21 protein-coding genes and 2 pseudogenes are annotated in these 24,016 nt (G+C 62.3%); 18 read left to right on the top strand and 5 right to left on the bottom strand.

All coding sequences use genetic code 11. The features are described 5' to 3' along the window. The first annotated feature begins 71 nt into the window (after positions 1-71). Positions 72-572 carry an Lrp/AsnC family transcriptional regulator gene (locus KVH01_RS11130; protein WP_057024985.1) on the top strand — a complete coding sequence of 167 codons (501 nt, stop codon included), beginning with the start codon at positions 72-74 and terminating at the stop codon, positions 570-572. A 327-nt stretch (positions 573-899) separates the two neighbouring features. Here KVH01_RS11130 and KVH01_RS11125 read toward each other — a convergent pair whose 3' ends face one another. Together KVH01_RS11125 and KVH01_RS11120 are read right to left on the bottom strand one after the other, a co-directional pair. Beyond that, positions 900-2,684 carry an IlvD/Edd family dehydratase gene (locus tag KVH01_RS11125; protein ID WP_217881475.1) on the bottom strand — a complete coding sequence of 595 codons (1,785 nt, stop codon included), beginning with the start codon at positions 2,682-2,684 and terminating at the stop codon, positions 900-902. A gap of 50 nt (positions 2,685-2,734) precedes the next feature. Further along, positions 2,735-3,916: a fumarylacetoacetate hydrolase family protein gene (locus tag KVH01_RS11120; RefSeq protein ID WP_217881474.1), complete on the bottom strand. Its 1,182-nt coding sequence runs from the start codon at positions 3,914-3,916 to the stop codon at positions 2,735-2,737. Between the two features lie 114 nt (positions 3,917-4,030). Here KVH01_RS11120 and KVH01_RS11115 point away from each other — a divergent pair, with 114 nt between their 5' ends. From KVH01_RS11115 to gspD, 17 genes and pseudogenes are all read left to right on the top strand, one after another. Next, the gene (locus KVH01_RS11115; protein WP_217881472.1) at positions 4,031-4,981 is read left to right on the top strand and encodes a LysR family transcriptional regulator; all 951 of its coding nucleotides are present in this window, start codon (positions 4,031-4,033) and stop codon (positions 4,979-4,981) included. A 126-nt stretch (positions 4,982-5,107) separates the two neighbouring features. After that, the gene (locus KVH01_RS11110; protein ID WP_217881471.1) at positions 5,108-6,688 is read left to right on the top strand and encodes an aldehyde dehydrogenase (NADP(+)); all 1,581 of its coding nucleotides are present in this window, start codon (positions 5,108-5,110) and stop codon (positions 6,686-6,688) included. A gap of 89 nt (positions 6,689-6,777) precedes the next feature. Next, complete coding sequence (locus KVH01_RS11105; protein WP_217881469.1) at positions 6,778-8,160, top strand: MFS transporter; 1,383 nt, start codon at positions 6,778-6,780, stop codon at positions 8,158-8,160. A gap of 86 nt (positions 8,161-8,246) precedes the next feature. Next, a complete protein-coding gene (aqpZ, locus tag KVH01_RS11100; protein ID WP_124378640.1) occupies positions 8,247-8,939 on the top strand; it encodes an aquaporin Z in 693 nt (230 codons plus the stop codon). A gap of 104 nt (positions 8,940-9,043) precedes the next feature. Continuing rightward, positions 9,044-9,196: pseudogene (locus tag KVH01_RS11095) on the top strand (LacI family transcriptional regulator); the annotation flags it as partial. Positions 9,197-9,733: 537 nt separating this feature from the next. After that, a pseudogene (locus tag KVH01_RS11090) lies at positions 9,734-9,932 on the top strand (hypothetical protein); the annotation flags it as partial. Positions 9,933-10,138: 206 nt separating this feature from the next. After that, positions 10,139-11,836: a type II secretion system ATPase GspE gene (gene gspE / locus KVH01_RS11085; RefSeq protein ID WP_217881766.1), complete on the top strand. Its 1,698-nt coding sequence runs from the start codon at positions 10,139-10,141 to the stop codon at positions 11,834-11,836. Next, entirely contained in the window at positions 11,833-13,029 is a 1,197-nt protein-coding gene (gene gspF, locus KVH01_RS11080) for a type II secretion system inner membrane protein GspF (RefSeq protein WP_217881468.1), read from the top strand. The genes gspE and gspF overlap by 4 nt, the downstream gene beginning before the upstream one ends. Before the next feature lie 20 nt (positions 13,030-13,049). After that, the gene (gene gspG, locus KVH01_RS11075; protein ID WP_108240670.1) at positions 13,050-13,460 is read left to right on the top strand and encodes a type II secretion system major pseudopilin GspG; all 411 of its coding nucleotides are present in this window, start codon (positions 13,050-13,052) and stop codon (positions 13,458-13,460) included. 7 nt (positions 13,461-13,467) lie between these two features. Beyond that, entirely contained in the window at positions 13,468-13,893 is a 426-nt protein-coding gene (locus KVH01_RS11070) for a GspH/FimT family pseudopilin (protein ID WP_217881467.1), read from the top strand. Beyond that, on the top strand, positions 13,890-14,222 hold the full coding sequence (locus KVH01_RS11065) for a prepilin-type N-terminal cleavage/methylation domain-containing protein (RefSeq protein WP_217881466.1): 333 nt from the start codon (positions 13,890-13,892) through the stop codon (positions 14,220-14,222). The genes KVH01_RS11070 and KVH01_RS11065 overlap by 4 nt, the downstream gene beginning before the upstream one ends. Then, positions 14,219-14,827: a prepilin-type N-terminal cleavage/methylation domain-containing protein gene (locus tag KVH01_RS11060; protein WP_043049329.1), complete on the top strand. Its 609-nt coding sequence runs from the start codon at positions 14,219-14,221 to the stop codon at positions 14,825-14,827. The genes KVH01_RS11065 and KVH01_RS11060 overlap by 4 nt, the downstream gene beginning before the upstream one ends. Next, positions 14,824-15,525 carry a general secretion pathway protein GspK gene (locus tag KVH01_RS11055; protein WP_217881465.1) on the top strand — a complete coding sequence of 234 codons (702 nt, stop codon included), beginning with the start codon at positions 14,824-14,826 and terminating at the stop codon, positions 15,523-15,525. The genes KVH01_RS11060 and KVH01_RS11055 overlap by 4 nt, the downstream gene beginning before the upstream one ends. Then, on the top strand, positions 15,522-16,514 hold the full coding sequence (locus tag KVH01_RS11050; protein ID WP_217881463.1) for a PilN domain-containing protein: 993 nt from the start codon (positions 15,522-15,524) through the stop codon (positions 16,512-16,514). Before KVH01_RS11055 ends, KVH01_RS11050 begins: the two co-directional genes overlap by 4 nt. After that, on the top strand, positions 16,489-17,091 hold the full coding sequence (gene gspM, locus KVH01_RS11045; protein ID WP_043049332.1) for a type II secretion system protein GspM: 603 nt from the start codon (positions 16,489-16,491) through the stop codon (positions 17,089-17,091). Before KVH01_RS11050 ends, gspM begins: the two co-directional genes overlap by 26 nt. After that, on the top strand, positions 17,088-17,588 hold the full coding sequence (locus tag KVH01_RS11040) for a general secretion pathway protein GspN (RefSeq protein ID WP_217881461.1): 501 nt from the start codon (positions 17,088-17,090) through the stop codon (positions 17,586-17,588). The genes gspM and KVH01_RS11040 overlap by 4 nt, the downstream gene beginning before the upstream one ends. Before the next feature lie 5 nt (positions 17,589-17,593). Beyond that, entirely contained in the window at positions 17,594-19,720 is a 2,127-nt protein-coding gene (gene gspD / locus KVH01_RS11035; protein WP_217881765.1) for a type II secretion system secretin GspD, read from the top strand. A gap of 47 nt (positions 19,721-19,767) precedes the next feature. Here the strand turns inward: gspD and KVH01_RS11030 are convergent, their stop codons facing one another. The 3 genes from KVH01_RS11030 to KVH01_RS11020 form a co-directional block, all read right to left on the bottom strand. Beyond that, complete coding sequence (locus KVH01_RS11030) at positions 19,768-20,604, bottom strand: 5'-nucleotidase, lipoprotein e(P4) family (RefSeq protein ID WP_217881459.1); 837 nt, start codon at positions 20,602-20,604, stop codon at positions 19,768-19,770. 59 nt (positions 20,605-20,663) lie between these two features. After that, a complete protein-coding gene (locus KVH01_RS11025; RefSeq protein WP_217881457.1) occupies positions 20,664-23,174 on the bottom strand; it encodes a fimbria/pilus outer membrane usher protein in 2,511 nt (836 codons plus the stop codon). Positions 23,175-23,259: 85 nt separating this feature from the next. Then, positions 23,260-24,000 carry a fimbrial biogenesis chaperone gene (locus tag KVH01_RS11020; RefSeq protein WP_217881455.1) on the bottom strand — a complete coding sequence of 247 codons (741 nt, stop codon included), beginning with the start codon at positions 23,998-24,000 and terminating at the stop codon, positions 23,260-23,262. Positions 24,001-24,016: the final 16 nt, after the last annotated feature.

Raw genomic sequence — 24,016 nt, 5'->3', positions numbered from 1 at the left:
TGGCGCGATTTCTTTGCTTTGTTTTCGTGCTTATGGGTATTTATCGGGCGATTTAACTCGGAAATGGCGTAATGAAGAAAAATATATCCAGGCGCATCAGTCTCGATGAGACCGATCTGGCCATTCTTGAGTTATTGCAGGAGGACGCGAGCATTTCCAACGCCGAACTCAGTGAGCGGCTTTCGTTGAGCCTCACGCCTTGCTGGCGACGGCGCAAGAGAATGGAGGAGGCGGGGGTGATAAAGGGGTATCAGGCAACCCTTGATCGAAGAATGCTGGGGCTGGATATCATGGCATTCGTGCACATCCGCTTTTCTACCCACGCCGATCATGCTCCGGACGCCTTCGAGGCAGTGATTGCGCAATTGCCAGAAGTATTGGCCTGCCACAAGATCACCGGTGACGCCGATTACGTGCTCCAGGTGTTGGCAGAGGATCTTGATAGCTATAGCGACTTTATCGAGCAAGTGCTGAGGCGGCAGGTGGGTATCGCGTCTATTCAGTCGAGCCTGGCTTTGCGCGAAATCAAGGCCGGTAGTCGCATCGCCATACCTAAATTGAGCAAGGGATAATGGAGGTGGGGCGCCGCGCAAACGTTCGGTGTCCGGAGCATTCCTTGACCAATCGCAGCGGTAGTGCGGTCGCAAAGAGGCCTGGCCTTTGATCAGCAATAAAACGTCTAACGCCTGGTTTTGATTAAACGGTAAAAGCCCGGCATGTCTGCTTACTGTAGGAGCGAGCTCGCTCGCGAAAAACGTCAACGATAACGCGTGTTTCCTGATTGAACACGGCGCCTGTGAGTTTTTCGCGAGCAAGCTTGCTCCTACAGCATTAGGCATGTCTGCTGGGCTTTTCTGCTTTGGCTTCTCAAGCGGGGCGGCTATGCCCTCGCTCGCTTGTCAATGCGAATGCCGCGGCTCACCACTGCGGGCAATCACACGCAGATGCAGCGTCGCAGGCTCCAGGCACCCACCTGTTGAAAGCTGCCCCACCAACTGCCGGTACAGTTCCTGCCAGGGTGTCTGGGAGGGCGGGATGTTCGGCGTCCACTCGAGTCGACGCTGGCTCATCTCGGCCTCGTCTATCAGCAGGTTGACCGTGCGTGTGTTCAGGTCGACCTTCAGGCGGTCGTTGGTTTTGAGCAACGCCAAGCCACCGCCTACCGCTGCTTCGGGTGACATGTTGAGAATTGACGGGCTTGCCGACGTGCCGCTTTGGCGCCCATCGCCCAGGCAGGGCAGGGAGTCGATGCCTTGTTTGATCAGGGCGGCGGGAGGCGCCATGTTCACCACTTCTGCACTGCCGGGGTAGCCCACGGTGCCCACGCCGCGGATGACCAGGATGCAGCGCTCGTCGATATCCAGCGCCGGGTCGTCGATGCGGGCGTGATAGTCCTCTGGCCCTTCGAACACGATCGCCCGGGCCTCGAAGCTGTTTTCTGCGCCGGGTTCAGACAGGTAGGTCTTGCGAAACGCTTCGCCGACCACCGACATTTTCATGATGGCGCTGTCGAAGAAATTGCCGCTGAGCACGATGAAACCGGCGCGGTGTTTGAGCGGGGTTTCAAAGGGGTAGATCACATCGGCGTTACTGGTCAGGGTACTGCTGACGATTTCGCCGATGGTCTTGCCGCTGACCGTTGCGCAATCTTGATGCAGACGCCCGGCTTTTTGCAGTTCGTGCATCACGGCCGGCACGCCGCCGGCGCGGTGGAAGCCTTCGCCGAGGTACTTACCCGCCGGCATGCAATTGACCAGCAGCGGCACGTCCTCGCCAATCCGTTGCCAGTCATCCAGGCTCAGTTCGACGCCCATGTGCCGGGCAATCGCAATCAGGTGCGGAGGGCAATTGCTGGATGCGCCGAGTGCCGAGGCGACGGCGATCGCGTTCTCGAATGCCTCACGCGTCATGATCTGCGATGGCCTTACGTCTTGCAGGACCAGCTCGCAAATGCGCTTGCCGGTGGCATAGGCCATTTGCCCGCGCTCACGGTAGGGCGCGGGAATACTCGCACAGCCAGGCAATGACATCCCCAAGGCTTCGGCCAACGCATTCATCGACAGGGCTGTGCCCATGGTATTGCAGTGCCCAACGGACGGCGAGGCTGCCGTGGTCATCTCCATGAAGCCTTCGTAGTCAATTTCGCCGGCAGCCATCAGATTGCGCGCATGCCACAGCACGGTTCCGGAGCCGATCAACTCACCCTTGTGGTGACCGTCGAGCATGGGGCCGCCGGACAGGACAATGGCGGGCAGGTCGGTGGTTGCGGCAGCCATCAGGCACGCGGGGGTGGTCTTGTCGCAACCGGTGGTGAGGACTACGCCGTCCAACGGGTAACCGTGGAGGATCTCCACCAACCCCAGATACGCCAGGTTACGGTCCAGTGCGGCCGTGGGCCGACGCGATTGCTCGGCGATCGGATGCACCGGGAATTCCATGGGGATGCCGCCGGCATCACGAATACCGGCCTTGACGCGTTGCGCCAACTCCAGATGATGACGGTTGCAGGGGGTCAGGTCGCTGCCGGTCTGGGCGATGCCGATGATCGGGCGTCCCGATTGCAGTTCTTCGCGGGTCATCCCGTAGTTCATGTAGCGTTCGACATACAGGGCGGTCATGTCCGCGTGGGCAGGGTCATTGAACCATTGCTCGCTGCGCAGACGACGTTTTGGCATTTCACTCATGATTCATTTCTCTCTTGTCATTATTGGCTGAATCGACAATCGATTGGGATTCAGCGGGCGAGCAGGCCACGGGTCGCCAGATTGCGCAACAAGGCGCCGACCCCAAATGTCCAGGGAGTGGCGGCAGAGCTGTGGGTCACCTGATTATGCAGGCTACCGAGCAACGGGCTGCTGATACGGACGCGGTCGCCCAGCTTGTGGGTAAAACCGCTGCCGGCCTGATCGCGGTCTTCAGTGGGGGCGAACAGCGTACCGAGAAACAGCAGAAAACCGTCGGGGTATTGGTGATTGGCGTTGAGCGTCTGACCCACCAGGTCCTGTGGGTCGCGGCTGATCTGACTCATTGAGCTTGAGCCTTGCAGCCGATAACCGTCTTCGCCTTGTACCTCTAGATCGACCACGCAGGCCCGCACATCATCCAGGTCGAAGTGTTCGTCGAACAGGCGAATAAACGGCCCAATGGCGCAGGAGGCATTGTTGTCCTTGGCCTTGCTCAGCAACAGCGCGCTGCGGCCTTCGAAATCGCGCAGGTTGACGTCGTTACCCAGGGTGGCGCCGTGGATCTGGCCACGGCTGTTCACCGCCAGCACCACTTCGGGTTCCGGGTTGTTCCACTGCGAGCCGGGATGAATGCCGATGTGGCTGGCGCTTCCCACCGCCGCAAGGATAGGTGCCTTGGTGAAGATCTCCGCATCCGGGCCAATGCCGACTTCCAGGTATTGCGACCACATCCCCCGTTCGATCAGCAAGGCCTTGAGACGCATGGCTTGCTCCGAGCCCGGTACGATCGAGCGCAGGTTGTCGCCAATTACGCTGCGGACGGTGGCGCGCACAGCCTCGGCTTTTGCCATGTCACCGCCGGCCTGCTCCTCGATCACGCGCTCGATCATGCTGGCGGCGAACGTGACCCCGGCGGCCTTGATCACTTGCAAGTCCAGGGGCGCCAGCAAGTAGGGTCTGGACGGATCGGGAGCGGGGCCAGTGTTGGCGAGCAGCGCTTCGACACTGGCGATAAAGGTGCCGGGCGTCTGCCTGACGGCCGCCAGTGGAGATGGCGTTTCCAGCAGCTCGCTCAGGGTCGCAAAACGCTCCGACAGATCAAACACACCGTCGCTGCGCAGCACTATCGGCGAGGGGCCCGCGATGCTGCCAGGCACCCACGCGCGGCCGATCAGGGTGGCGGCCATACCATCGACCGGCAGGGTATTTTCGGGAGTCAGCAATAACGGCATGGCGAATTTTCCTGGTTCGTAAAGCCTTCACGCTAGGGCGGCGAGTCGATAAACTCCAATGAGATATATTCACTATTTGATAACTTAAGGTTATTAGTAGCCCAAGGAATAGTCATGTCCGATCTGTCCTTTTCCAGCTTCTGCGGCTGGCTGAAATTCCGTCATCTTGTGTTGATCGATACGTTGGGACGCACGCGCAACATGCACCTGGCGGCGCAACAGATGAATCTCAGTCAGCCGGCCATCAGCAAGATGCTCAAGGAAATCGAAAGCCTGCTCGGCTTCGCCCTGTTCGAACGATTGCCACGCAGCATGCCGCCGACCGCCCTGGGTGAGCACGTGCTGCGTTATGCGCAGATTGCCTTGAACGACGCGCGTTCGTTTGTCGAGCAAATCAGCAGCCTGCGCGAGGGCGGTCATGGCTCCCTCAAGGTCGGCGGGATTTTTGCCGCAACGGCGGCGGCTTTGCCCGAAGCGGTCCTGCAGATCAAACAGCGCTGGCCGCTGCTTTCGATTGAAGTAGTGGAGCAGACCAGTAATCGCCTGATGGAGATGCTTGAAGAGAAGCAGCTGGATCTGGCGGTGGCCCGGTTTACCGATCAAAGCCAGCAGCGACGCTATGACTTCGAGCCCTTGGCCCCCGAACCGTTCTCGATCGTGGTCAACGGTCGTCATCCGCTGGCGGACGCCGGCCCGCTCTCGTTACAGCAATTGGTGGACTTGCCGTGGATTCTCTATCCGGTCGGCACGCCGATTCGTGGCCGCATGGAGCATGCCTTTGCCGAAGCCGGGGTCGGGATGCCACGCAACACCATTGACACCATTTCCATGCAGACCTTCCTTCAGGTTTTGCAGCGCGGGCCGATGATCGGGATGCTGCCCAGCGCCATGGTCAACCCGCTGCTTGAAAGTGGCCAATTGAAGACGCTCGATACCCCGCTGCATTTGGTGCCGCAGGACTACGGCATCCTCACGCGCAAAGGCGAACCCCTGATAGGGGCGGCGCTGGAGTTCGCCCAGATACTCAGGGAAAACGCACGCCTGGCCAGGGATCAGGCGGGTTAAGGGGCGAAAAATGACGGTTGTTGCGATAACGGATCGTTATCGGATAATCAACAAATGCCATTGGGAAAGAATCGTTTGGCGGCAGTAGAGTACCGACCAGATGCCCATCTGGGTCAGGAGACTCTCATGCCCGAACTGTCCGGATACAACTTTATCGCCGGTGGCCGCAGCGCTGCCGGGTCGGTGTTGCTGCACAGCGTTGATGCTACCACCGGGCAACCATTGCCCACAGGTTTCGTCCAGGCCACGGTCGAGGAGGTGGATGCCGCAGCCGTGGCGGCCGCCCAGGCTTATCCCGCCTTTCGCAACCTGTCGGCCGTGCGCCGAGCGCAATTTCTGGAGGCCATAGCCAGTGAACTGGACGCCTTGGGCGATGACTTCGTGGCCCTTGTCTGTCAGGAAACTGCATTGCCGGCGGCGCGTATTCAGGGTGAACGATCCCGCACCAGTGGCCAGATGCGCCTTTTCGCCCAGGCCCTGCGCCACGGCGGCTTTTACGGAGCGCGTATCGACTTGCCGCTGCCCACCCGCCAACCCTTGCCCAGGGGCGATCTGCGCCAGTGCCGCTTGGGCCTCGGCCCGGTAGCGGTGTTCGGGGCGAGTAATTTTCCGCTGGCATTTTCCACCGCAGGCGGCGATACCGCTGCCGCGCTCGCCGCGGGCTGCCCGGTCGTGTTCAAGGCCCACAGCGGGCACATGGCGACCGCAGAACGGGTGGCCGAAGCCATCATCCGCGCCGCGGAGCAGACCGACATGCCCAGAGGCGTGTTCAATATGGTCTTCGGTGCCGGTGTGGGGGAAGCCCTGGTCAAGCACCCCATGATTCAGGCCGTCGGCTTCACCGGATCACTCAAGGGCGGCAGGGCGCTGTGTGACATGGCGGCTGCGCGCCCGCAACCGATCCCGGTGTTTGCCGAGATGAGCAGCATCAATCCGGTATTGGTATTGCCAGAAGCCTTGCAGGTACGGGGCGAGCGTGTCGCGACCGAGCTGGCGGCTTCGGTGGTCATGGGGGCAGGGCAGTTCTGTACCAATCCTGGCTTGGTTATCGGCATTCGCTCAGCGGCATTCAGCCGCTTCGTGCAAACGCTGAGTACATTGCTGGCCGATCAGCCGGGGCAAACCATGCTCAATGCCAATGGCCTGCGCAGCTATGTTCAGGGCTGTGAAGCCTTGCTGGAGCATCCGCGGATCACCCATTTGGCCGGGCACGTTCAGCAGGGTGATCAGGCCCGCGCGCATTTGTTCCAGGCCGATGTCGAGCTGCTTCTGACTGGCAGCGTCTTGCTGCAGGAAGAAATCTTCGGTCCGGCTACGGTGGTGGTGGAAGTGGCTGATCGGGCTGAGCTGTTGGCGGCCTTGCAGGGTTTGCGCGGCCAACTGACAGCCACCCTGATTGGTGAGCCGGCTGAACTTGAGCAGTGTGCTGACCTTGTGGCCGTGCTTGAGCAAAAAGTTGGGCGAGTGCTGATCAACGGTTACCCGACCGGGGTAGAGGTTTGCGATGCCATGGTCCATGGCGGGCCTTGGCCGGCGACGTCCGATGCCCGTGGCACCTCGGTAGGCACCTTGGCCATCGATCGGTTCCTGCGGCCGGTGTGCTACCAGAACTTCCCCGATGGCTTGCTTCCCGATGCCTTGAAGAACAGCAATCCCTTGGGGCTGATGCGCCTGGTCAACGGAGAACACACGGCCCAGCCACTGTAACAACGGCAGCACTGCCGGATGAGTGCTCATTCGGCTTGACCCATTCGATAAAAATAATCAGGCATATCCATATGCCCAGGGGTTACCTCATGCAAACCATATCCGAGCATTCGCCCGCGCAGGCGCCATCTCGCGAACTCGACTTTGAAAACCAGACCTATCGCAAAGTCATCTGGCGCATCCTTCCCGTGCTGCTTTTGTGTTACATGGCAGCCTACCTGGACCGGGTCAACATCGGCTTTGCCAAACTGGATATGCTCAATGAGCTGCAGTTCAGCAACACGGTCTATGCGTTGGGCGCCAGTATGTTTTTCTGGGGGTATTTCCTCTTCGAAGTCCCCAGCAATCTGCTGCTGCATCGCTTCGGGGCACGGTTCTGGATCGCCCGGATCATGCTCAGTTGGGCAGTGATCTCCATGGCGGTGGCCTACACCGTGCCGCTGGCGGGGTTCTTCGGTATCCAGTCAAGCAGCATGTTTTATGTGTTGCGCTTCCTGCTGGGGGTGTGTGAAGCCGGCTTCTTCCCCGGCGTGATTCTGTACCTCAATTATTGGTTTCCAACGCACCGGCAAAGCCGCGTGATGTCCGGCTTTCTGATGGCCATGCCGATCAGCCTGACACTGGGCGGCATGTTGTCCGGTTGGCTGATGAACAGCATGCAGGGCGTGCATGGCTTGTCGGGCTGGCAGTGGATGCTGATCATCGAGGGGCTTCCGTCGATCATCATGGCCTTCATCGTGATCGTTTGCCTGGCCGACAACATCGACAAGGCCAAGTGGCTTTCAGCGGCGGAAAAAGCCCTGCTCAAGGCCAACCTGCAAACCGATAACCACGGCAAGGCGACGCGTTTGAGCCAGGTGTTCTTCAACCCGAAGGTGTGGTTGCTAGTGTTGATTTTGCTGACCTTCAACACGGGCTTCTACGGCCTGGCGTTCTGGATGCCCTCGATTATCAAGAGCAGCGGTATCACCAACAGTTTGCACATTGGCTTCCTGACCGCCATACCCTATGCGGTCGCCACGGTGGTGATGCTGCTCAACGCTCGACACTCCAACCGTACCGGCGAGCGGCGCCTGCATGCGGCGATACCTGCCTTTATCGGTGGGGTCGGCTTGATCTTCAGCGCCTTCTTCGCCGACAACCTGGTGTTGTCCGTACTCTTCCTGAGCGTCGCCGCCTCCGGGATTCTCAGCCTGATGCCGATTTTCTGGACCCTGCCGGGGACCTTGTTGTCAGGCGTAGCGGCTGCAGCCGGCATCGGCATGATCAACGCCATCGGCAACCTGTCGGGGTTCACCGGGGCGATGATCACTGCGGTGGCTGAGAACCTCACCGGCAACATCAACAATGGCACCTATGTGTTGGCCCTATGTCTGTTCGTCAGTGGCGGGCTGATCCTGGCCATTCCCGTGTCCATGCTCGGCAGGGCGCCGAAAGCGGCAACCACCTCAGTGGCGCTGGAAACCGCATAGACATGCGCCAAGGAAATTTCCCACATCCAACCCCGATACCCGGTTGTTAGGCTCCAACTCTTTGACCTGATTCAAGGAGTTTCCTGATGACAAAACGTCTCGCCGCCGAGTTCTTCGGTACATTCTGGTTGGTGCTGGGTGGCTGCGGCAGTGCCGTGTTGGCTGCCGCATTTCCTGAGTTAGGCATTGGTTTTGCAGGCGTGGCATTGGCATTTGGCTTGACGGTATTAACCATGGCCTACGCGGTCGGCCATATTTCTGGCGGGCATTTCAATCCGGCGGTCACCTTGGGTTTGCTCGCCGCTGGGCGTATTGATGGCAAGGATGTGGTGCCCTATATCCTCACTCAGGTTCTGGGTGCGATTGCGGCGGCCGGGGTGTTGTACCTGATCGCCAGCGGCAAGGCCGGGTTTGATGTAACGGCGGGGTTTGCCACCAATGGTTATGGCGAGCATTCACCCGGGGGCTTCTCGTTGCTGTCGGTAGCGGTCACCGAGTGTGTGCTCACGGCGTTTTTCCTGCTGATCATCCTGGGCGTCACCGATAAACAGGCGCCGGCGGGTTTTGCGCCGCTGGCCATCGGGTTTGCCCTGGTCTTGATTCACCTGATCAGTATTCCTGTAAGCAACACGTCGGTTAATCCGGCGCGCAGTACGGGTGTGGCGCTGTTCCAAGGCGATTGGGCGATGGCCCAGTTGTGGGTGTTCTGGGTGATGCCTTTGCTTGGCGCAGTGGCTGGTGGCCTCGTGCACCGTTTTGTCTTGGCGACAAAACAATAGTCGCTCAGGCCATCTTTGCTCGGCGTGCGCGGGACTCGAAATGGTTCGACCGCGCCATCTGGCTGGCAACTCCGCCAGTGGCGGCAGCAATGCTGTCGGCCACGAACAGCGCGCTGGGCGACTTCAGCGCGTTGGAGCGGCGTGATGGTTTCGCCGCAACCCTCAGCGAACTGGGCGTGCAGCCTTCGGTCTTCGTCCCGGATACCGATCGCGCACCCTTCGAAGCGGGCAGGCAGGCCATGGATGCGCTGATGAGCATAGGTATCTACATAACTTTGGCGTGGCTCTGAACCTGTGGCGAGGGAGCTTGCTCCCGTGACGGTTCGGCATCTGGCGACTATCTACCTGACACCCCCGCGACCTATAAGTGTGGGAGGGGCGGTGCGACGATTCGACTTGCCCCCGATGGCGGCCTGACAGCCGACCAGGATGTTGGATCAGACCGAGTACATATCCGTTGCTGCGGTAACGGCCACTTAGGGTTACGCCCTTACGGCGTGTCACTTTTGTAAAGGCACAAAAGTAACCAAAAGGCCTTCGCCCCAACACTCGGCACCTCGCTTAGGCTCGGTGTGCCCGAACGCAGGCTTGAATCCGTGGGCCGCCGCCAACCATGGCGCGGGGCGGCTAACCCGGCGTCCTGCCGGGTTACCCACGGCTTCAAGCCTGCGTTCGGCCAGCGTGTTTGACGGGGCGGCTGAGATCAAGATCAAAAGCCAGAGCAACAGCAACAGCAACAGCGCAAGAGCAAGCAGTTGTGTAGATACCTATGCACTGATGGCCGAGTCAGCAGGCCCGATGCGATCTTCTTCGCCAATGACAACCTTGCGGCCGGCGGCTTACCCGCGCTGGAGATCGGTGTCGTTGCTGCCACACGGGTCTTGCAAAGGTTGGGCGTATTACCGATCACGAGTGAAGTTCAGCGCTTGAATCTTTTTGCACTGCCGGTTAATTGAACGGGAAAGTGCCCGAATTAATAAGAAGTATGGCTAATGGCAACTAGTGGCTATTGGCTGCTAATGCTCTATATCAGTGCATTTGGCAACGTTTTGTATTTAATTCTCCCGTGATCCGGAACTAGCGCTATAACTTCCAGTCGATACCCCCGGCTAACTCCCGTATGGGCTGTGGCGAACTAATGGCATTGTTCGGTAGTTCCAAATAGCCATACTTTTCGCAACCTTAGATATTCCTGGATGATGTCGTCAGCCCCCATTGATGCCTGCAAGCTGCCTATCCCGCACACTGACCAGGTGTGCGCGTGGCTGATGCAGCATGCCGGGCTCAAATCCCTCGACCTGGAGCGCGCCCAGCGCTTATCCACTGACCCCCGCGACCTGCTGGGGTTACTGACGCGCCTGGGTTTGGTGTCCGAGGTCGAGCTGGCACGTGCCTGGGCCGATCTGCTGGATGCGCCCTTGCTGCTGGCCGACGCCGCGCCGCCGCTGCTCGACCCGCTGCCGGTCTTGACCGAGCGCTTTATGCGGCACTACCAAGTGGTGCCCATGGGCTGGAGCGAAGGAGGCCTGCGGGTACTGGCCGCCAACCCGGCGCAGCTGTATCCGTTCCAGGCCCTGGCCTATGCCTGTCAGGTGCCGGTGTGGCTGGCCATCGGCCCGCGCAATGACGTCGACACGCTGATCGAGCGCTATTACGGCCAGGGCCGTTCCGCCATGGGCACCCTGATCGAGAACCTCGACGAGCAGGACGGCGCCCTTGAAGACATCGAGCACCTCAAGGACATGGCGTCCGAAGCGCCGGTGATTCGCCTGGTCAACCTGATCCTGCAACGTGCGGTGGAACAGCGCGCGTCGGACATCCATATCGAGCCCTTCGAAAACCAGTTCAAGGTGCGCTATCGCATCGACGGCGTGCTGCACGACGCCGAAGCGCCGCCCGCCAGTTCATCGGCGGCGGTGATCTCGCGGGTGAAAATCATGGCGCGCCTGGACATTGCCGAACGGCGCCTGCCCCAGGACGGGCGCATCATGCTGCGCATCCAGGGCAAGGAGCTGGACCTGCGCGTGTCCACGGTGCCCACCAGTTTTGGCGAGTCGGTGGTGATGCGCCTGTTGGATCGGCAAACCGTGCAGTTCGACTTCCCCAGCCTGGGTTTCGATGGCCAGCGCCTGGCGGCCTTCCTCGACCTGCTCGAACGGCCCCACGGCATCCTGCTGGTGACCGGGCCCACCGGCTCGGGCAAAACCACCACGCTCTACACCGCCTTGTCGCGGCTCAACACCAGCGAACGCAAGATCATCACCGTGGAAGACCCGGTGGAATACCAGCTCGAAGGGATCAACCAGATCCAGGTCAAGCCGGCCATCGGCCTGGACTTTGCCGGAGTGCTGCGCGCCATCGTGCGCCAAGACCCGGATGTGATCATGATCGGCGAAATCCGCGACCTGGAAACCTGCCGCATCGCCGTGCAGTCCTCCCTCACCGGGCACCTGGTCCTGTCGACCCTGCACACCAACAGCGCTGCCGCGAGTATCACGCGTTTGCTCGACATGGGCGTGGAGAGCTACCTGATTGCCTCCACCGTCAGCGGCATCCTCGCCCAGCGCCTGGTGCGGCGCCTGGACCCGGCCACGCGGGTAGCCTTCGAAGCGCCGCCGGCATTGATCCAGGAACATGGCCTGGATCGCCTGACCGAGCAGCGTCCGATCCTGCTCTACCGCGGCGATTACCACGGCCGTAGCGCGCTCACCGAATTGCTGGTGATGAACGACGAATTGCGCAGCCTGCTGATGCGTCACGCCGACGCCGCCACCCTTGAGCAGGCGGCGCGGCGCGGCGGTTTGCGCACCTTGTATGAAGACGGTTTGCGCCAGGCGCTGGCGGGCGTCACGTCCCTGGAAGAAGTGCTGCGCGTGACCCGTGGAGAGGACGTGTGAGCCTGTTCAAATTCCGCGCCCTGGACAGCCAGGGCGTCGCCCAGAGCGGTACGCTGCACGCCGCTGACCAGGCCGCCGCCGTCGCCGCCGTGCACAAACGTGGCTGGTTGCTGCTGCACATCGAAACGGCCGGCAGTCCTTTATTGCGCCACACACATCGGACGTTGAAGGGTGCCGCGCTGGTGAGTTTCACCCAGCAGCTGGCCACGCTGCTTGGCGCCGGCCAGCCCCTTGAGCGCTCGCTGGGCCTGCTGCTCAAGCAACCTGGCCAACCCCAGGTGCGGGCATTGATCGAACGTATCCGCGAGCAGGTCAAGGCCGGCAAGCCGTTGTCGATCGCGTTGGAGGAGGAGGGTGGTACGTTTTCCCCGCTGTACCTGAGCATGGTGCGCGCCGGTGAAGCCGGTGGAGCGCTGGAAGCGACCCTGCGCCAGCTCAGCGATTATCTGGAGCGCAGCCAGTTACTGCGTGGCGAGGTGATCAACGCACTGATCTACCCGGCGTTCCTGGTGGTCGGCGTGTTGGGTTCGCTGGCGCTGTTGCTGGCTTATGTGGTGCCGCAATTTGTGCCGATCTTCCAGGACCTGGGCGTGCCGATTCCGCTGATCACCCAAGTGATCCTGGGGCTTGGCGAGTTTCTGGGGGCCTATGGCCTGGTGCTGTTGGCCGGCTTGTTGATCATTGCATGGAGCCTGGCAGCACGCCTGCGCGACCCCGGCCGCCGTGAGCGTTGCGACCGGCGCCTGTTGGGCGTGCGCGTAGTCGGCCCACTGCTGCAACGGGTACAAGCTGCCCGCCTGACCCGCACCCTCGGCACCTTGCTCAGCAATGGCGTGGCGTTACTGCCGGCGTTGGTCATCGCCCGGCAGGTCTGCAGCAATCGTGCACTGCAGGCGCAAGTGGCGCTGGCGGCGCAACGGGTCAAAGGCGGCGGCACCTTGGCCGATGCATTTGGCCGCCAGCCGCTGCTGCCGGAGTTGGCCCTGCAAATGATCGAGGTCGGCGAACAAGCCGGTGAACTGCCCAGCATGCTGCTCAAGGTCGCCGACATCTTCGACATCGAAGCCAAACGCGCAATCGAGCGTCTGCTCGCGGCGCTGGTGCCGACACTGACCGTGGTCATGGCCGTGCTGGTGGCAGTGATCATGCTCGCGATCATGCTGCCGCTGATGAGTCTTACCAGCCATATATGAACCTTCATGGAGTGGAATCAATGAAAACCAGGCATCGCCAACGCGGCTTCACCCTATTGGAAATGCTCGCGGTGATCGTGCTGCTGGGTATCGTCGCGACCATTGTGGTGCGCCAGGTCGGCGGCAATGTGGACAAGGGCAAATACGGCGCGGGCAAGGCGCAATTGGCCAGCTTGAGCATGAAGATCGACAGCTACGCCCTGGACGTGGGCGCGCCGCCCAACAGCCTGCAACAGCTGCTGGACAAACCGGCCAATGCGTCCAGCTGGGCTGGCCCCTACGCCAAGCCTTCGGAATTGAAAGACCCGTTCGGCCATGGCTTCGGCTATCGCTTCCCCGGTGAGCACGGCGCCTTCGACCTGGTCTTCTACGGCCAGGACGGCCAGCCCGGCGGTGAGGGCTACAGTGCCGACCTGGGCAACTGGGAATAACCCGCCCATGGCCCAGCGCGGCTTTACCCTGCTGGAGATGCTGGTGGTGCTTGTATTGATCGGTATCGCGGCCGGGTTGCTGGCCTTCGGTGTGCGCCAGGGGCTGCAGATGGCCCAGGAACGCCGGGTGGTCGGGCAGATGGTCGAGGCACTGCGCACCACGCGGGCGGGGGCGATCATCAGTGGCCAGGCGGCACGCACCGAGTTCGATCTCCAGGGCCTGACTTTCCAGGCCCCAGGGCGTGCGCCGCAACACTGGCCGGCCCAGTTGCAGGTGACGTTGCACAGTGCCGAGGCGGCGGGCGCCGCCGTGGTGTTCTACCCCGATGGCAGCTCCACCGGCGGCAACCTGTTGCTGGCCAACGGCACGCGGCGTTGGCGTATCGATATTGGCTGGCTCACGGGCAGCGTGCAGTCCAAGGCGCTGCCATGAAGTACCAGGCCGGCTTTACCTTGCTGGAAATGCTCGCCGCCCTGACGTTGATGGCGGTGTGCAGCAGTGTGTTGCTGGTTGCCTTCGGCCAGAGTGCGCGCTCGTTGTCGCAAGTGGCCCACAGCGACCGGCTCACCTATGCCGCGCTCACGGTGCTCGACCAGGAAGCGGCCGGCCCGTTGACCGAGGGCACCCGCCAGGGCGAACTCGATGGCATCCATTGGCAGTTGACCAGCACTCGACAACAGCCCCATCTGTTTCGCCTCGACCTGAGCCTGCGCGAAGGCTCGCACCAGGCCCGTTTCAGCACCTTGAAGGCACGCTTTTGAAGCGCCGCGAGCAGGGCTTCACCTTGCTGGAGATCCTCGTGGTGCTCAGCCTGCTCTCGATATTGCTGCTGCTGGTGGGCGGTGCGTTGCTCGGAGCCAACCGGGCGGTGGCCAAGGCCCAGGGCTACACCGCCAGCCTGGACGAAATGCGCGCCGCCCAACAGTTCTTGCGCACCGCCATCAGCGAGGCGCTGCCGTTGGATGTGACTGAGGACGACAGCCAGGCCGATGGGTTTTTTATCGCGACGCCAGAGCGCTTGCAGTTTGTGTCGACCTTGCCCGGCGTGCTCGGCGGTGGCATCCAGCGCTTTACCCTGCAACGGGTCGAGCAGGATCTGCAGGTGGTGTTCTCGCAGCCGGAATCGCACAAACATCCCCTGCGCGACGACCCCCAGGTGCTGCTGCATAACGTCCAGGCGCTGCGGTTCAGTTTTCGTGGTGTCTCGCCATTGGGCCAGCCCACCGGCTGGCTGAGCACATGGCCCTGGCCCAAGCGATTGCCCGCAGCGGTGCGCATCGACGCCAGCGTCAACGGGCCGGTGCCGTGGGTGACCCAGGTGATTGCCCTGCGGCTGAACCTGTCCAGCGCGAGTATTGAGGAATGAGGCGCCAACGCGGTGCGGCGCTGTTGCTGGTGCTGTGGGTGCTGGCCTTGCTCAGCGTATTGCTTGGCGGTCTGGCGGGCTGGGTACAGCTGGAAAGTCGCCAGGCGCTGTGGCATCGCCAGCACACTCAGACGCTGCTGGCTGCCGAAGCCGGGATCGCCCAGGTCATGGCTGAGGGGCATTGGGTGGCGGATGGTCGTGCTATCGCGCTGACCTTCGATGATGCCCGCCTACAGGTGCGCCTGCGCAGTGAGCGCGGCAAGTTGTACCTGGTCAACGCCCATACCGATGACCTGCTGCGCCTGGCCCTGGCCTGCGGTGCCACACCGGCCCAGGCCCAACAATTGGTCAAGGCCCTCGAGGCCCGCCGTAAACAGGGCCTGGCACCGTTTCGGGTGCTGGAAGAAGTGCGTCAACTGCCCGGTATGACCCAGGCGCTCTACAGCCAACTGTTGCCGGAACTCACCTTGTGGAGCGATCTGGACCGACCCGATCCGGCATTCGCCAGCGCCTTGATGCGCAAGGCACTGAACCTGCCGCGCCAAAACGCCGAGGGCGTCGACCCTGGCCAGGTGCTGGAAATCGACAGCCGCGCCGAACGCCCCGGCGGCTATCAGGCGCGCCTGAAACTCACCGTCTTATTGAGCCCCGCGGAGGACAGCGCACAGCCCTATCGGGTCGTGCGGTGGCAAGAATGAATCGACTCGAACCTATCGCCAGGCAGTGGCGCGGCAGCCTGCTGCAACAAGGCTGGCGCCTGTGGCTCACGGAGTTGCGCGGCTGTGTGCCGAAGTGGCTGGCCCTGCAGGAGCCACCTGAGCAGGTCCATCATTGGCCGCTGACGACGCCGGTTGCGCCGGGCAGTGCGCGCCAGGTGCTGATGCTCGCTCCCGACGCAGTGTTGCAGCAACGCGTGCAACTGCCCCTGGCTGCCGCGCGCAACCTCACGGAGGTGGTCGGCTATGAACTGGACCGCTACACCCCGTTCGACGCCGAGCAGCTGTACTTCGTGGCTCGCCAGGAGCAGCGCACGTCCAGTCACCTTGAGGTAACGCTGGTGGCGATCCTGCGCGAACGCCTGGACCAGATCCTCAGCGACTGCGCCGCCCTTGGCTTGCATCCACACCGCGTGGACGTGGCGGACCTGGGCATCGACCTGCTGCCCGCGCCGCTGCGCCCGCGCCAACGTCCAGCCGGAAAGCAACTGCAGCGCAGCCTGCCGTGGTTGTGCGGTGCCTTGCTGATCGCCGCGATGCTGCTGTGGCTCAACGACCGCCAGCGCGTACTCGACACCATGCACGCCACCGTACAGCAGCAAAAAGCCCAGGTCGCCCAAGTGCACGCGGTACGCCAGCAACTGCTCAATACCCGTGGCGCAGCGCAGTACCTCACCCAGCGCAAACTGGCACAGCCGCCTCTGGCTACGCTGCTGAACGACTTGACCACCTGCCTGCCCGCCGACACTTGGCTTGACCAGTTGGCCGTCAAGGAGGGCGAGGTGACGTTCTCTGGCCAGAGTGCCAAGGCCAGCGGCCTGATCACCCGCATCAAAGCCTGCCGGCGCCTGGAAAATGCCCAGTTCGAAGGGGTGATCCAACCCGATGCGCGCACCGGCAAGGACCAGTTTGCCTTGCGCGCCCACTTACGTCAGGAGGCCGCCGATGCGCCGACCCCTCACACCCCGTGAACGTCGCGGCGGGGCCTTGTTGATTCTCGCCGTGGTGCTCGGTGCGGCCTACTGGCTGTTGATCGACAGCTGGTTTGCCGGGCCGCTGCGGGCCATGGGCGAACAAGCCGAACAATTGCGTGAACAGCAGCAACGCTACGCCAGCGTATTGCGCCAGGGCGATGCATTGCGCGAGCAGCTTGAGCGGGCGCGGCAAGACCCGGCCAGCAGCGCCAGCCTGTTGCCCGGCGATGATCCCGATGTGGTCGCTGCCGACCTGATGCAGCGCCTCGCCGACCTGATCAACAGCCACGCCAACCTTGGCGGCGGCTGCACCCTGACCCAACGCAAGCCCATCACTGCCGAACAGGACGACAGCGAGCCTTACCGCCAGGTCAAGGTCAGCCTCACGCTCAACTGCGCCATCGAACCGCTGACCGCGATCCTGCATGCGCTGGAATATCAACCGCCGTTTCTGTTTGTCGATGAGCTGCGCATTCGCCGCAGCAAACAGGCGCCCTCCACTGGCGGGGCGGGCAAGCTGGCGGTGCAGCTGCTGGTGCGTGGTTACCTGCAACCTGCGCGGGTGGCGCCATGATCGGCTCACTGCGCCCATTGGAATGGAGCTTGCTCGGCCTGGCCGGCTTGTTAGGTCTGTTGATGGCGGTGATCCTCAGCAGCATCGGCGATGAACCGCGGTGGCTACCCCCAGCGCCGGTGGCTGCGCAGCCCTCCGTCAGTGTGCAAGCCGCTCCTGCGCTGGCGTTGCAGGATCTGGCTGCTACCTGGCAAACACCGCTGTTCAGCCCGGACCGCCGCCCGGACCGGGTGATGGGCAAGGTGCGAGTGGCCAGCCTGGCCAACCTGACCCTCAGCGGCATTATGATCACCGGCAACCTGCAAATGGCCATGCTCAAGCAAGCCGATGGCCCGGCGCTGACGGTACGCCTGGGCCAGACCCTGCCCAATGGCTGGCGCCTGGAACACCTGACCCCGCAATACGCCCGTTTCGCCCTGGACGGGCGCACCCAGACCCTGAGCCTCTACGGCAAGCGGTTACCCCTGATTTCCCATCCCCGCGAGCCCCTCCCTTGATCGATATGCGCACTTCGCTGTTTTGCCTGGCCACTGCCGTCTCCCTGGGCGGCTGTGGATCGTTGCCCGACACCCTCGACCCCGACGCCGACCTGCTGCACGAAGCACTGCAGGGTACCGGCTCGCAACGCCCGCCGCCCGAGTCGCCCGTGGCTGAAAACCCTCAGCCGGCCACCCCGGAACCGCCGCAACGCCAGTTGATTCGCGGCAATCAAGGCTTCGTGCGCCAACCCACCGCGCCCGCCAAAGTGCCGGAGCAGGGCGGCGACATCGTGTTCAACTTCGCCGACCAGCCCATCGAGGCGGTGATCAACAGCGTGATGGGCGACCTGCTGCACGAGAACTACAGCATCGCCGAGGGGGTGAAGGGCAATGTCAGCTTCTCCACCTCCAAACCGGTGGACAAGCAACAGGCGCTGTCGATTCTCGAGACCCTGCTGTCGTGGACCGACAATGCCATGATCAAGCAGGGCAGCCGCTACGTGATCCTGCCGGCCAACCAGGCGGTGGCGGGCAAGCTGGTGCCGCAGATGCGCGTGGCGCAACCGTCCAGCGGCCTCTCGGCGCGGCTGTTCCCGCTGCGCTATATCTCCGCTACCGAGATGCAGAAACTGCTCAAGCCGTTTGCCCGCGAGAACGCCTTTCTGTTGGTCGATCCGGCACGCAATGTCCTGAGCCTGGCCGGCACCCCGGAAGAGTTGGCCAACTACCAGGACACCATCGACACCTTCGACGTCGACTGGCTCAAGGGCATGTCGGTGGCGGTATTCGGCCTGCAACGCGCCTCGGTGGCCGAGCTGATGCCCGAGCTGCAAGCCATGTTCGGCGCCGACAGCGGCACGCCCCTGGCGGGCATGCTGCGCTTCCTGCCGGTCGAGCGTACCAATTCGGTGGTGGCGATCTCTTCCCAGCCCGAGTACCTCAGTGAGGTGGGCGACTGGATTCGCACCATCGACGAGGGCGGCGGTAACGAGCCGCAGATGTATGTGTACGACGTGCGCAATATGAAGGCCGCCGACCTGGCCAAGTACCTGCGGCAGATCTACGGCAATGGCGCGATCAAGGACGACACGCCCGCCAAGGTCGCACCGGGCTTGCGTACGACGACATTGTCATCGTCTACCAGCGCCGGTTTGCAATCCAACGCACCTGTGCCGGCCGCCGAGGAACCCGAGCCGCAGAGCGGCGAGAACACCCCGGCGACCCCCACCAGCGACCTCGAGGCCGGCACCCGCATCACCGCGCAAAAGAGCAGCAACCAACTGCTGGTGCGCACTCGCCCGGCGCAGTGGAAAGAGATCGAAGCGGCGATCAAGCGCCTGGACAACCCGCCGCTGCAAGTGCAGATCGAGACCCGCATCCTTGAGGTCAAGCTCACCGGTGAGCTGGACCTGGGCGTGCAGTGGTACCTCGGTCGCCTGGCCGGCAATTCCACCAGCACTACGGTGGCCAATGCCTCCGGCAGCCAGGGCGCACTGGGCGGTGGTGGGGCCGGGTTGGGGGCGGCGGACTCATTGTTCTACTCTTTTGTCAGCTCCAACCTGCAAGTGGCCCTGCACGCCCTGGAAACCAACGGCCGTACCCAGGTGCTGTCGGCGCCGTCGCTGGTGGTGATGAACAACCAGCCGGCGCAGATCCAGGTGGGCGACAACATTCCCATCAGCCAGACCACCGTCAACACCGGTGACGCCGACACTACCTTGAGCAGCGTCGAATATGTGCAGACCGGGGTGATTCTGGACGTGGTGCCGCGCATCAATCCGGGTGGCCTGGTGTACATGGATATCCAGCAGCAGGTCAGCGATGCCGAGAGCCAGGTGGGTAATAGCGACACGCCGGTGAATCCGCGGATTTCCACACGCTCGGTGTCCACCCAGGTGGCGGTGCAGAGTGGGCAGACGGTGTTGCTCGGCGGGTTGATCAAGCAAGACAACGCTGAGAGTGTCAGTGCCGTGCCTTACCTGGGCAAGATCCCGGGTTTGCGCTGGTTGTTTGGCAATACCAGCAAGTCCAAGGACCGAACGGAGTTGATCGTGCTGATCACCCCGAGGGTAATTACCAGCGGCAGCCAGGCGCGGCAGGTGACGGATGACTATCGCCAGCAGATGCAGTTGTTGCGACCCTCTCAATAATCCGGGCCGCACTCGCTAAAAATGTGGGAGGCGATGTAGGGCTACCCCTATTCCTGCAACAACAATGCCTGCTGCTTGAACCTGCGTTTCTGCGCAAACGGTAAGGTCTCATCGTCCCCATACGGCGCGCTGTACCAATTGCCGTAGCTCGGGTTGGGCAGCAGGAACCAGCGCTGGCCTAGCCAGTTCACATAGGGTTCGACGGCTTTGCGCTGAGCATCCAGTGTGTTGTGTTCGGCTTGCACGAAATCTCCCAGGGAGTCACCTGCCATCAACAGCACGCGGGCATGGCTGGCGACCCACTGGCGGCGGCAGTTCTTGCCGTAGCCGGCGCTTTCGCAGTGGCCGGTGGGGGTGCTGGCCGCCAGGATCTGTGCGTCGCTCTCAATCGGAAAGCCGCGCAAGCGTAGGTTTCTGGCGGTGGCCGCGACCTGGCTGTGTTCGCGGTTGGTGAGGTAATACACCTTGATCCCTTTTTGCCTGGCTGCCTGCAGGAATGCCACGGAACCTGGCAGTGCCTGGGCCTTGGCCTGCTCCACCCAGGTGTTCCAACGGTCATAGGAATACACCTGGTTATTGATGATGTCGCGGGCGTTGAGCGGCACGTTGTCCAACAGGGTCTCGTCGATATCCACCACCACCGCCGGTGGCAGGCCGGCCAGCTTGCGCGTCGGGAAGGGCAGGGCGTCCCAGGTGGGGTCGGCCAGCGCTACATCGAGTTGGCGGGTGGCGTTGGCGAAGAGCTGGCGGTAGATCAGCTCATGCTCGATGGACGTCTGGGTCCAGAGCACGGCGTCGAGTTGGTCGTTGGCCGGCGGGGTTTGCTGGCAGCCTGCCAGGGCGGTGGTCAACAGGCAGGCACTGGCGAAGAACAAGTTACGCATGGGCAAGTCTCGCAGAGGGTAGGCGCGTGGCCAGCACAGTAGCGCAATCACCCGCACAATCAAGGCGTGCACACCAGTGACTGGCGCTCATAGTTCAGCGCCTTGTTCTGCGGTGGCAACGCATAGGTGGCACGACAATGCTGCTCACCCCACTTGATGATCAGCGTGCCCTGATCCTCTTCCACCAGTGCCAGGGCATTGCCATTTGGATCGGCAATTGCCAATTGCTTGCCATTGGCGTCTTCCAGCGAAGCACCAAACGACAGCGGCTGATGCTGTGCGTCAAACAACTCAAACAACACCCGCCGTCCGGTAGTACCACTGTAATGCGCCACCACGATGGCGCCACGGCGCGGCACCAGTTGTTGGGTGGCGTTGGTGATTTCCACGTCGCCACCCAGGTCGCGGGTGTCCAGGCTGATCCAGTTGACCCGGTAGGGTTGCGCAGTGGGCACCACCGCATAGCCGTTGTAACCGGTTTCCACCCCGCTGTAGCTGCTGATCTTGGCTCCAGCGACGCCAGGCACCTCGGCCAGGGCGAAGGTCTCGCTGACGGTTTGCCCCAGGTTGACGCCGCCAGCATGGGCCACCACAGAACCGGCAAGGTTGAAGTTCTGTGAGTTGTAGCCCTGGCCCTGGCTGTAGCCGAGGCTGACGTCTGCCACGACGGTGCGGCTGTTGATGTTCACCGAGCCTGAGTCGCCGCTGGTGTCACTGTGGCCGGCCTGCACCGAATAGAAGGTGTCGCTGGTGTCGGCCACGTAGCCGTTGATGCCCGCTTGGGTGGTGGTGTCGCCACGTTGGTGGCTGGTGGTGACAAACGCCCGTGGCGCGCGGGCCTGGCTGCCCAGCGGAAAGGACACCGACAGGTTCAACTGTGTGTCGCTGCTCGGCTCGCCCCAGGTGACGATCTGCTTGGTACGCGTCACGCCAAGGTTGTAGCTCAGGTCGCCCCAGTTGCCGGTGTAGCCTGCGGAAAAGCTCTGGGAACCGCCGCGATTCCAGTAGCGCTGGTCGCTGGCGTTTACATACAGGCTACCGAATTCACTGTTGCGTCCGATGCTCTGGTTGATGGTCAGGTCGGTGCGGGTTTTCGAGTGGCCGGTGCGCACGCGCAGGTCTTCGCTGCTGTCTTCCACATGGTCGGTGAGGGTGCGATAGCCCTCGGTGGAGTAGCGATAGGCGGCCAGGGTGAAGTTGGTGTCGGTGCCGGCAAAGGTCTTGGCGTACAAGGCGCGCACGCTGCTGCCCTGGGAAGTTCGGCCCCGGGCCTTGCTGGACGAATGGGTGGTATCCAGGGAGAACGCACCGAATGCGGTGTTCCGGCCGGCGCCGATCGACAGCGCGCTATAGTCCTCACTGGCTTGCACACCGACAATCCCGCTGAGGTTGCTGGTCAAGCCGTAAGCCAGCGTACCGCTGAGAAAACGCGGGCTTGCCAGGCCATCGGCATTGCTTTTGAACGTGCCCGCCGAGACGCTGTACTTCACCTGGCCTTCGCGCACCATAATCGGCAGGCTGGAGAACGCCTGCATCGTCACCCGGCGCGTGCCGTCGGCTTCGATCACGGTGATTTGCAGGTCACCGTTGGAACCGCTGGGGTAGATATCGTTGATCTCGAACGGCCCCGGCGCGACGTTGGCGGTGTAGAGGATGTAGTCGTTCTGGCGGATCTCAACCGTCGCGTTGGTCTGCGCCACGCCACGGATCACCGGCGCGTAGCCGCGCTCACTGTCAGCACGCATGCCGTCGTCGGAAGCCAGCTTGACCCCGCGATAGCGCACGCTGTCGAACAAATCGGTGTCGGAGAAAATCTCACCGGCGCTGAACTGGCCCTTGATCGCGGTGACGTCATGCTGCAAGTAAGTGCGGTTGCTGGTGAAGGTGTTCGAGCGATCGGTGCCGCCGCTCAGGTTCGACTCATTGCGCAGGCGCCAGGCCCCCAGGTTGATGCCGTTGCGCAGGCCCAGGTTATTGGCGATGCGGGTCTTGTAGTCGCCGGCGGTGCGGCTGCTGTTGAGCTGGTAATTGATGAAGGCGGCGGGCACACCGTCGTCCCACAACTGTGGGTCGACATACCCGCGCAAGCCGCGCTGCATCGCCACCTGCGGAATACTCGCGAGCAGGCGCAGGCGGCTGCTGTCGTAGCGCACGCTGGCGTCTTCGATCATGTCGGCAAGGGCGTAGCATTCTTGCGGCTGCTGCGGGTCGAGCTTGCCCTCGGCCTGCAAACGGTGCAGGTCGATACCCAGTTGCTTGAGCAGGTCGAGGGTCAGGCAGGCTTCGACCCGGCCGTTCTTGGGGGTGCGCTTGAAGTCGATGTCGCGTCGACCCACCAGCACTTCGTTGCTGTACAAATCGACGCGGTAATTGCCCGGCAGCACGCTGTTGGCCGAGAGCAATTGCTGCAGGTCCACTGGAGACTGCGAACCTTGCAGGAAAGTGGTGTTGAAGGTTTGCGCAGCGTCATCGGCCATGGCCAGGCTGGGCAAGCTGGCAGCAATCGCCAGCGACAGCGTCTTCAACTTCAGTACGCCACGTGCGGGCCTGTTGCTGGAAAGAAAGGACATGCGAAGACCTATGACATCCCTGATTGACGGACAGCCGGGCACGCAAACACGCACGCGAAGTGAGCCTGTGGGTTAGCGAAAGTGCTTAGGGGTAGAGGCGCGATTCAGTCGCGTGCGCCGGCAGCGTCGCGCCGCTGAACAGCGGTGCGCTGTAGTGATTCTGCGCGCCGTAGTCATTGATGCTGGAAAACGACAACTGCACTGGTCCGCCGGCAACTGGAGCGGCGAGCGCAAACTGTTTTTGCTCGCCGGGCGCGATCATGGTGGAGTCGCTGGCCAGTACCGCCTGCACTTTGATGTCGGCCATGGACACGTGATACAGCGTCGGGTTTTTCACCTGCAACAGAGTTTGGCTGCCATGTCTGGCCAGCGACCATTCAAGCTGCGCAGGGGCTTGCAGCGCACTGCCGGTGAGGCCAGCAGGGCGGTAAAAAATCTTGATGCGTTGGCGGATAGCCAACTGCAAGGTGTTCTCGGCTTCGCTGGCCTTGGGGATTTCCTGCACGTTGAGCCACACCACCGACTCGCGGTCCGTGGGCATGCCGGTGCCTTCGTACAGGATGCGCAGCAGTTGTTGTTCCTTGGCAAATACCCGCGCCAGGGGCGGGGTGACGGCAAACGGCGCGCGGCTGGCGCTGGCGTCGTTCATGTCGACCCAGGATTGAATCAATACATCCTGGTTACCGTTACGCACGGTAATGTTGGCTTCCTTGTGGTCACCGTCAAACACGATACGGGTGGCATTCAATGAAATGCTGGCGGCGGCCTGGGTAGCCATGAGCAGGCCCAGCAGCCCCAGACATGCGGCGATAGAACGAGGCGGCATGAGGGTTATCCGGTGT

This window comes from Pseudomonas khavaziana, assembly GCF_019145205.1.
In the GTDB taxonomy this organism is placed as follows: domain Bacteria; phylum Pseudomonadota; class Gammaproteobacteria; order Pseudomonadales; family Pseudomonadaceae; genus Aquipseudomonas; species Aquipseudomonas khavaziana.
The sequence above is the reverse complement of the archived record's forward strand: the minus strand, read 5'-3'. Positions and strand labels throughout refer to the sequence as shown.

Bases quoted from the DNA above. Each gene is read 5' to 3' on its own strand.
- gspD (WP_217881765.1), top strand. From the start codon at position 17,594: ATGCGCACTTCGCTGTTTTGCCTGGCCACTGCCGTCTCCCTGGGCGGC.
- KVH01_RS11040 (WP_217881461.1), top strand. From the start codon at position 17,088: ATGATCGGCTCACTGCGCCCATTGGAATGGAGCTTGCTCGGCCTGGCC.
- KVH01_RS11130 (WP_057024985.1), top strand. From the start codon at position 72: ATGAAGAAAAATATATCCAGGCGCATCAGTCTCGATGAGACCGATCTG.
- KVH01_RS11125 (WP_217881475.1), bottom strand. From the start codon at position 2,684: ATGAGTGAAATGCCAAAACGTCGTCTGCGCAGCGAGCAATGGTTCAAT.
- gspM (WP_043049332.1), top strand. From the start codon at position 16,489: ATGCGCCGACCCCTCACACCCCGTGAACGTCGCGGCGGGGCCTTGTTG.
- KVH01_RS11025 (WP_217881457.1), bottom strand. From the start codon at position 23,174: ATGTCCTTTCTTTCCAGCAACAGGCCCGCACGTGGCGTACTGAAGTTG.
- KVH01_RS11065 (WP_217881466.1), top strand. From the start codon at position 13,890: ATGAAGTACCAGGCCGGCTTTACCTTGCTGGAAATGCTCGCCGCCCTG.
- aqpZ (WP_124378640.1), top strand. From the start codon at position 8,247: ATGACAAAACGTCTCGCCGCCGAGTTCTTCGGTACATTCTGGTTGGTG.
- KVH01_RS11115 (WP_217881472.1), top strand. From the start codon at position 4,031: ATGTCCGATCTGTCCTTTTCCAGCTTCTGCGGCTGGCTGAAATTCCGT.
- KVH01_RS11110 (WP_217881471.1), top strand. From the start codon at position 5,108: ATGCCCGAACTGTCCGGATACAACTTTATCGCCGGTGGCCGCAGCGCT.
- KVH01_RS11050 (WP_217881463.1), top strand. From the start codon at position 15,522: ATGAATCGACTCGAACCTATCGCCAGGCAGTGGCGCGGCAGCCTGCTG.
- gspG (WP_108240670.1), top strand. From the start codon at position 13,050: ATGAAAACCAGGCATCGCCAACGCGGCTTCACCCTATTGGAAATGCTC.
- KVH01_RS11120 (WP_217881474.1), bottom strand. From the start codon at position 3,916: ATGCCGTTATTGCTGACTCCCGAAAATACCCTGCCGGTCGATGGTATG.
- KVH01_RS11055 (WP_217881465.1), top strand. From the start codon at position 14,824: ATGAGGCGCCAACGCGGTGCGGCGCTGTTGCTGGTGCTGTGGGTGCTG.
- KVH01_RS11030 (WP_217881459.1), bottom strand. From the start codon at position 20,604: ATGCGTAACTTGTTCTTCGCCAGTGCCTGCCTGTTGACCACCGCCCTG.
- gspE (WP_217881766.1), top strand. From the start codon at position 10,139: ATGTCGTCAGCCCCCATTGATGCCTGCAAGCTGCCTATCCCGCACACT.
- KVH01_RS11020 (WP_217881455.1), bottom strand. From the start codon at position 24,000: ATGCCGCCTCGTTCTATCGCCGCATGTCTGGGGCTGCTGGGCCTGCTC.
- KVH01_RS11105 (WP_217881469.1), top strand. From the start codon at position 6,778: ATGCAAACCATATCCGAGCATTCGCCCGCGCAGGCGCCATCTCGCGAA.
- KVH01_RS11070 (WP_217881467.1), top strand. From the start codon at position 13,468: ATGGCCCAGCGCGGCTTTACCCTGCTGGAGATGCTGGTGGTGCTTGTA.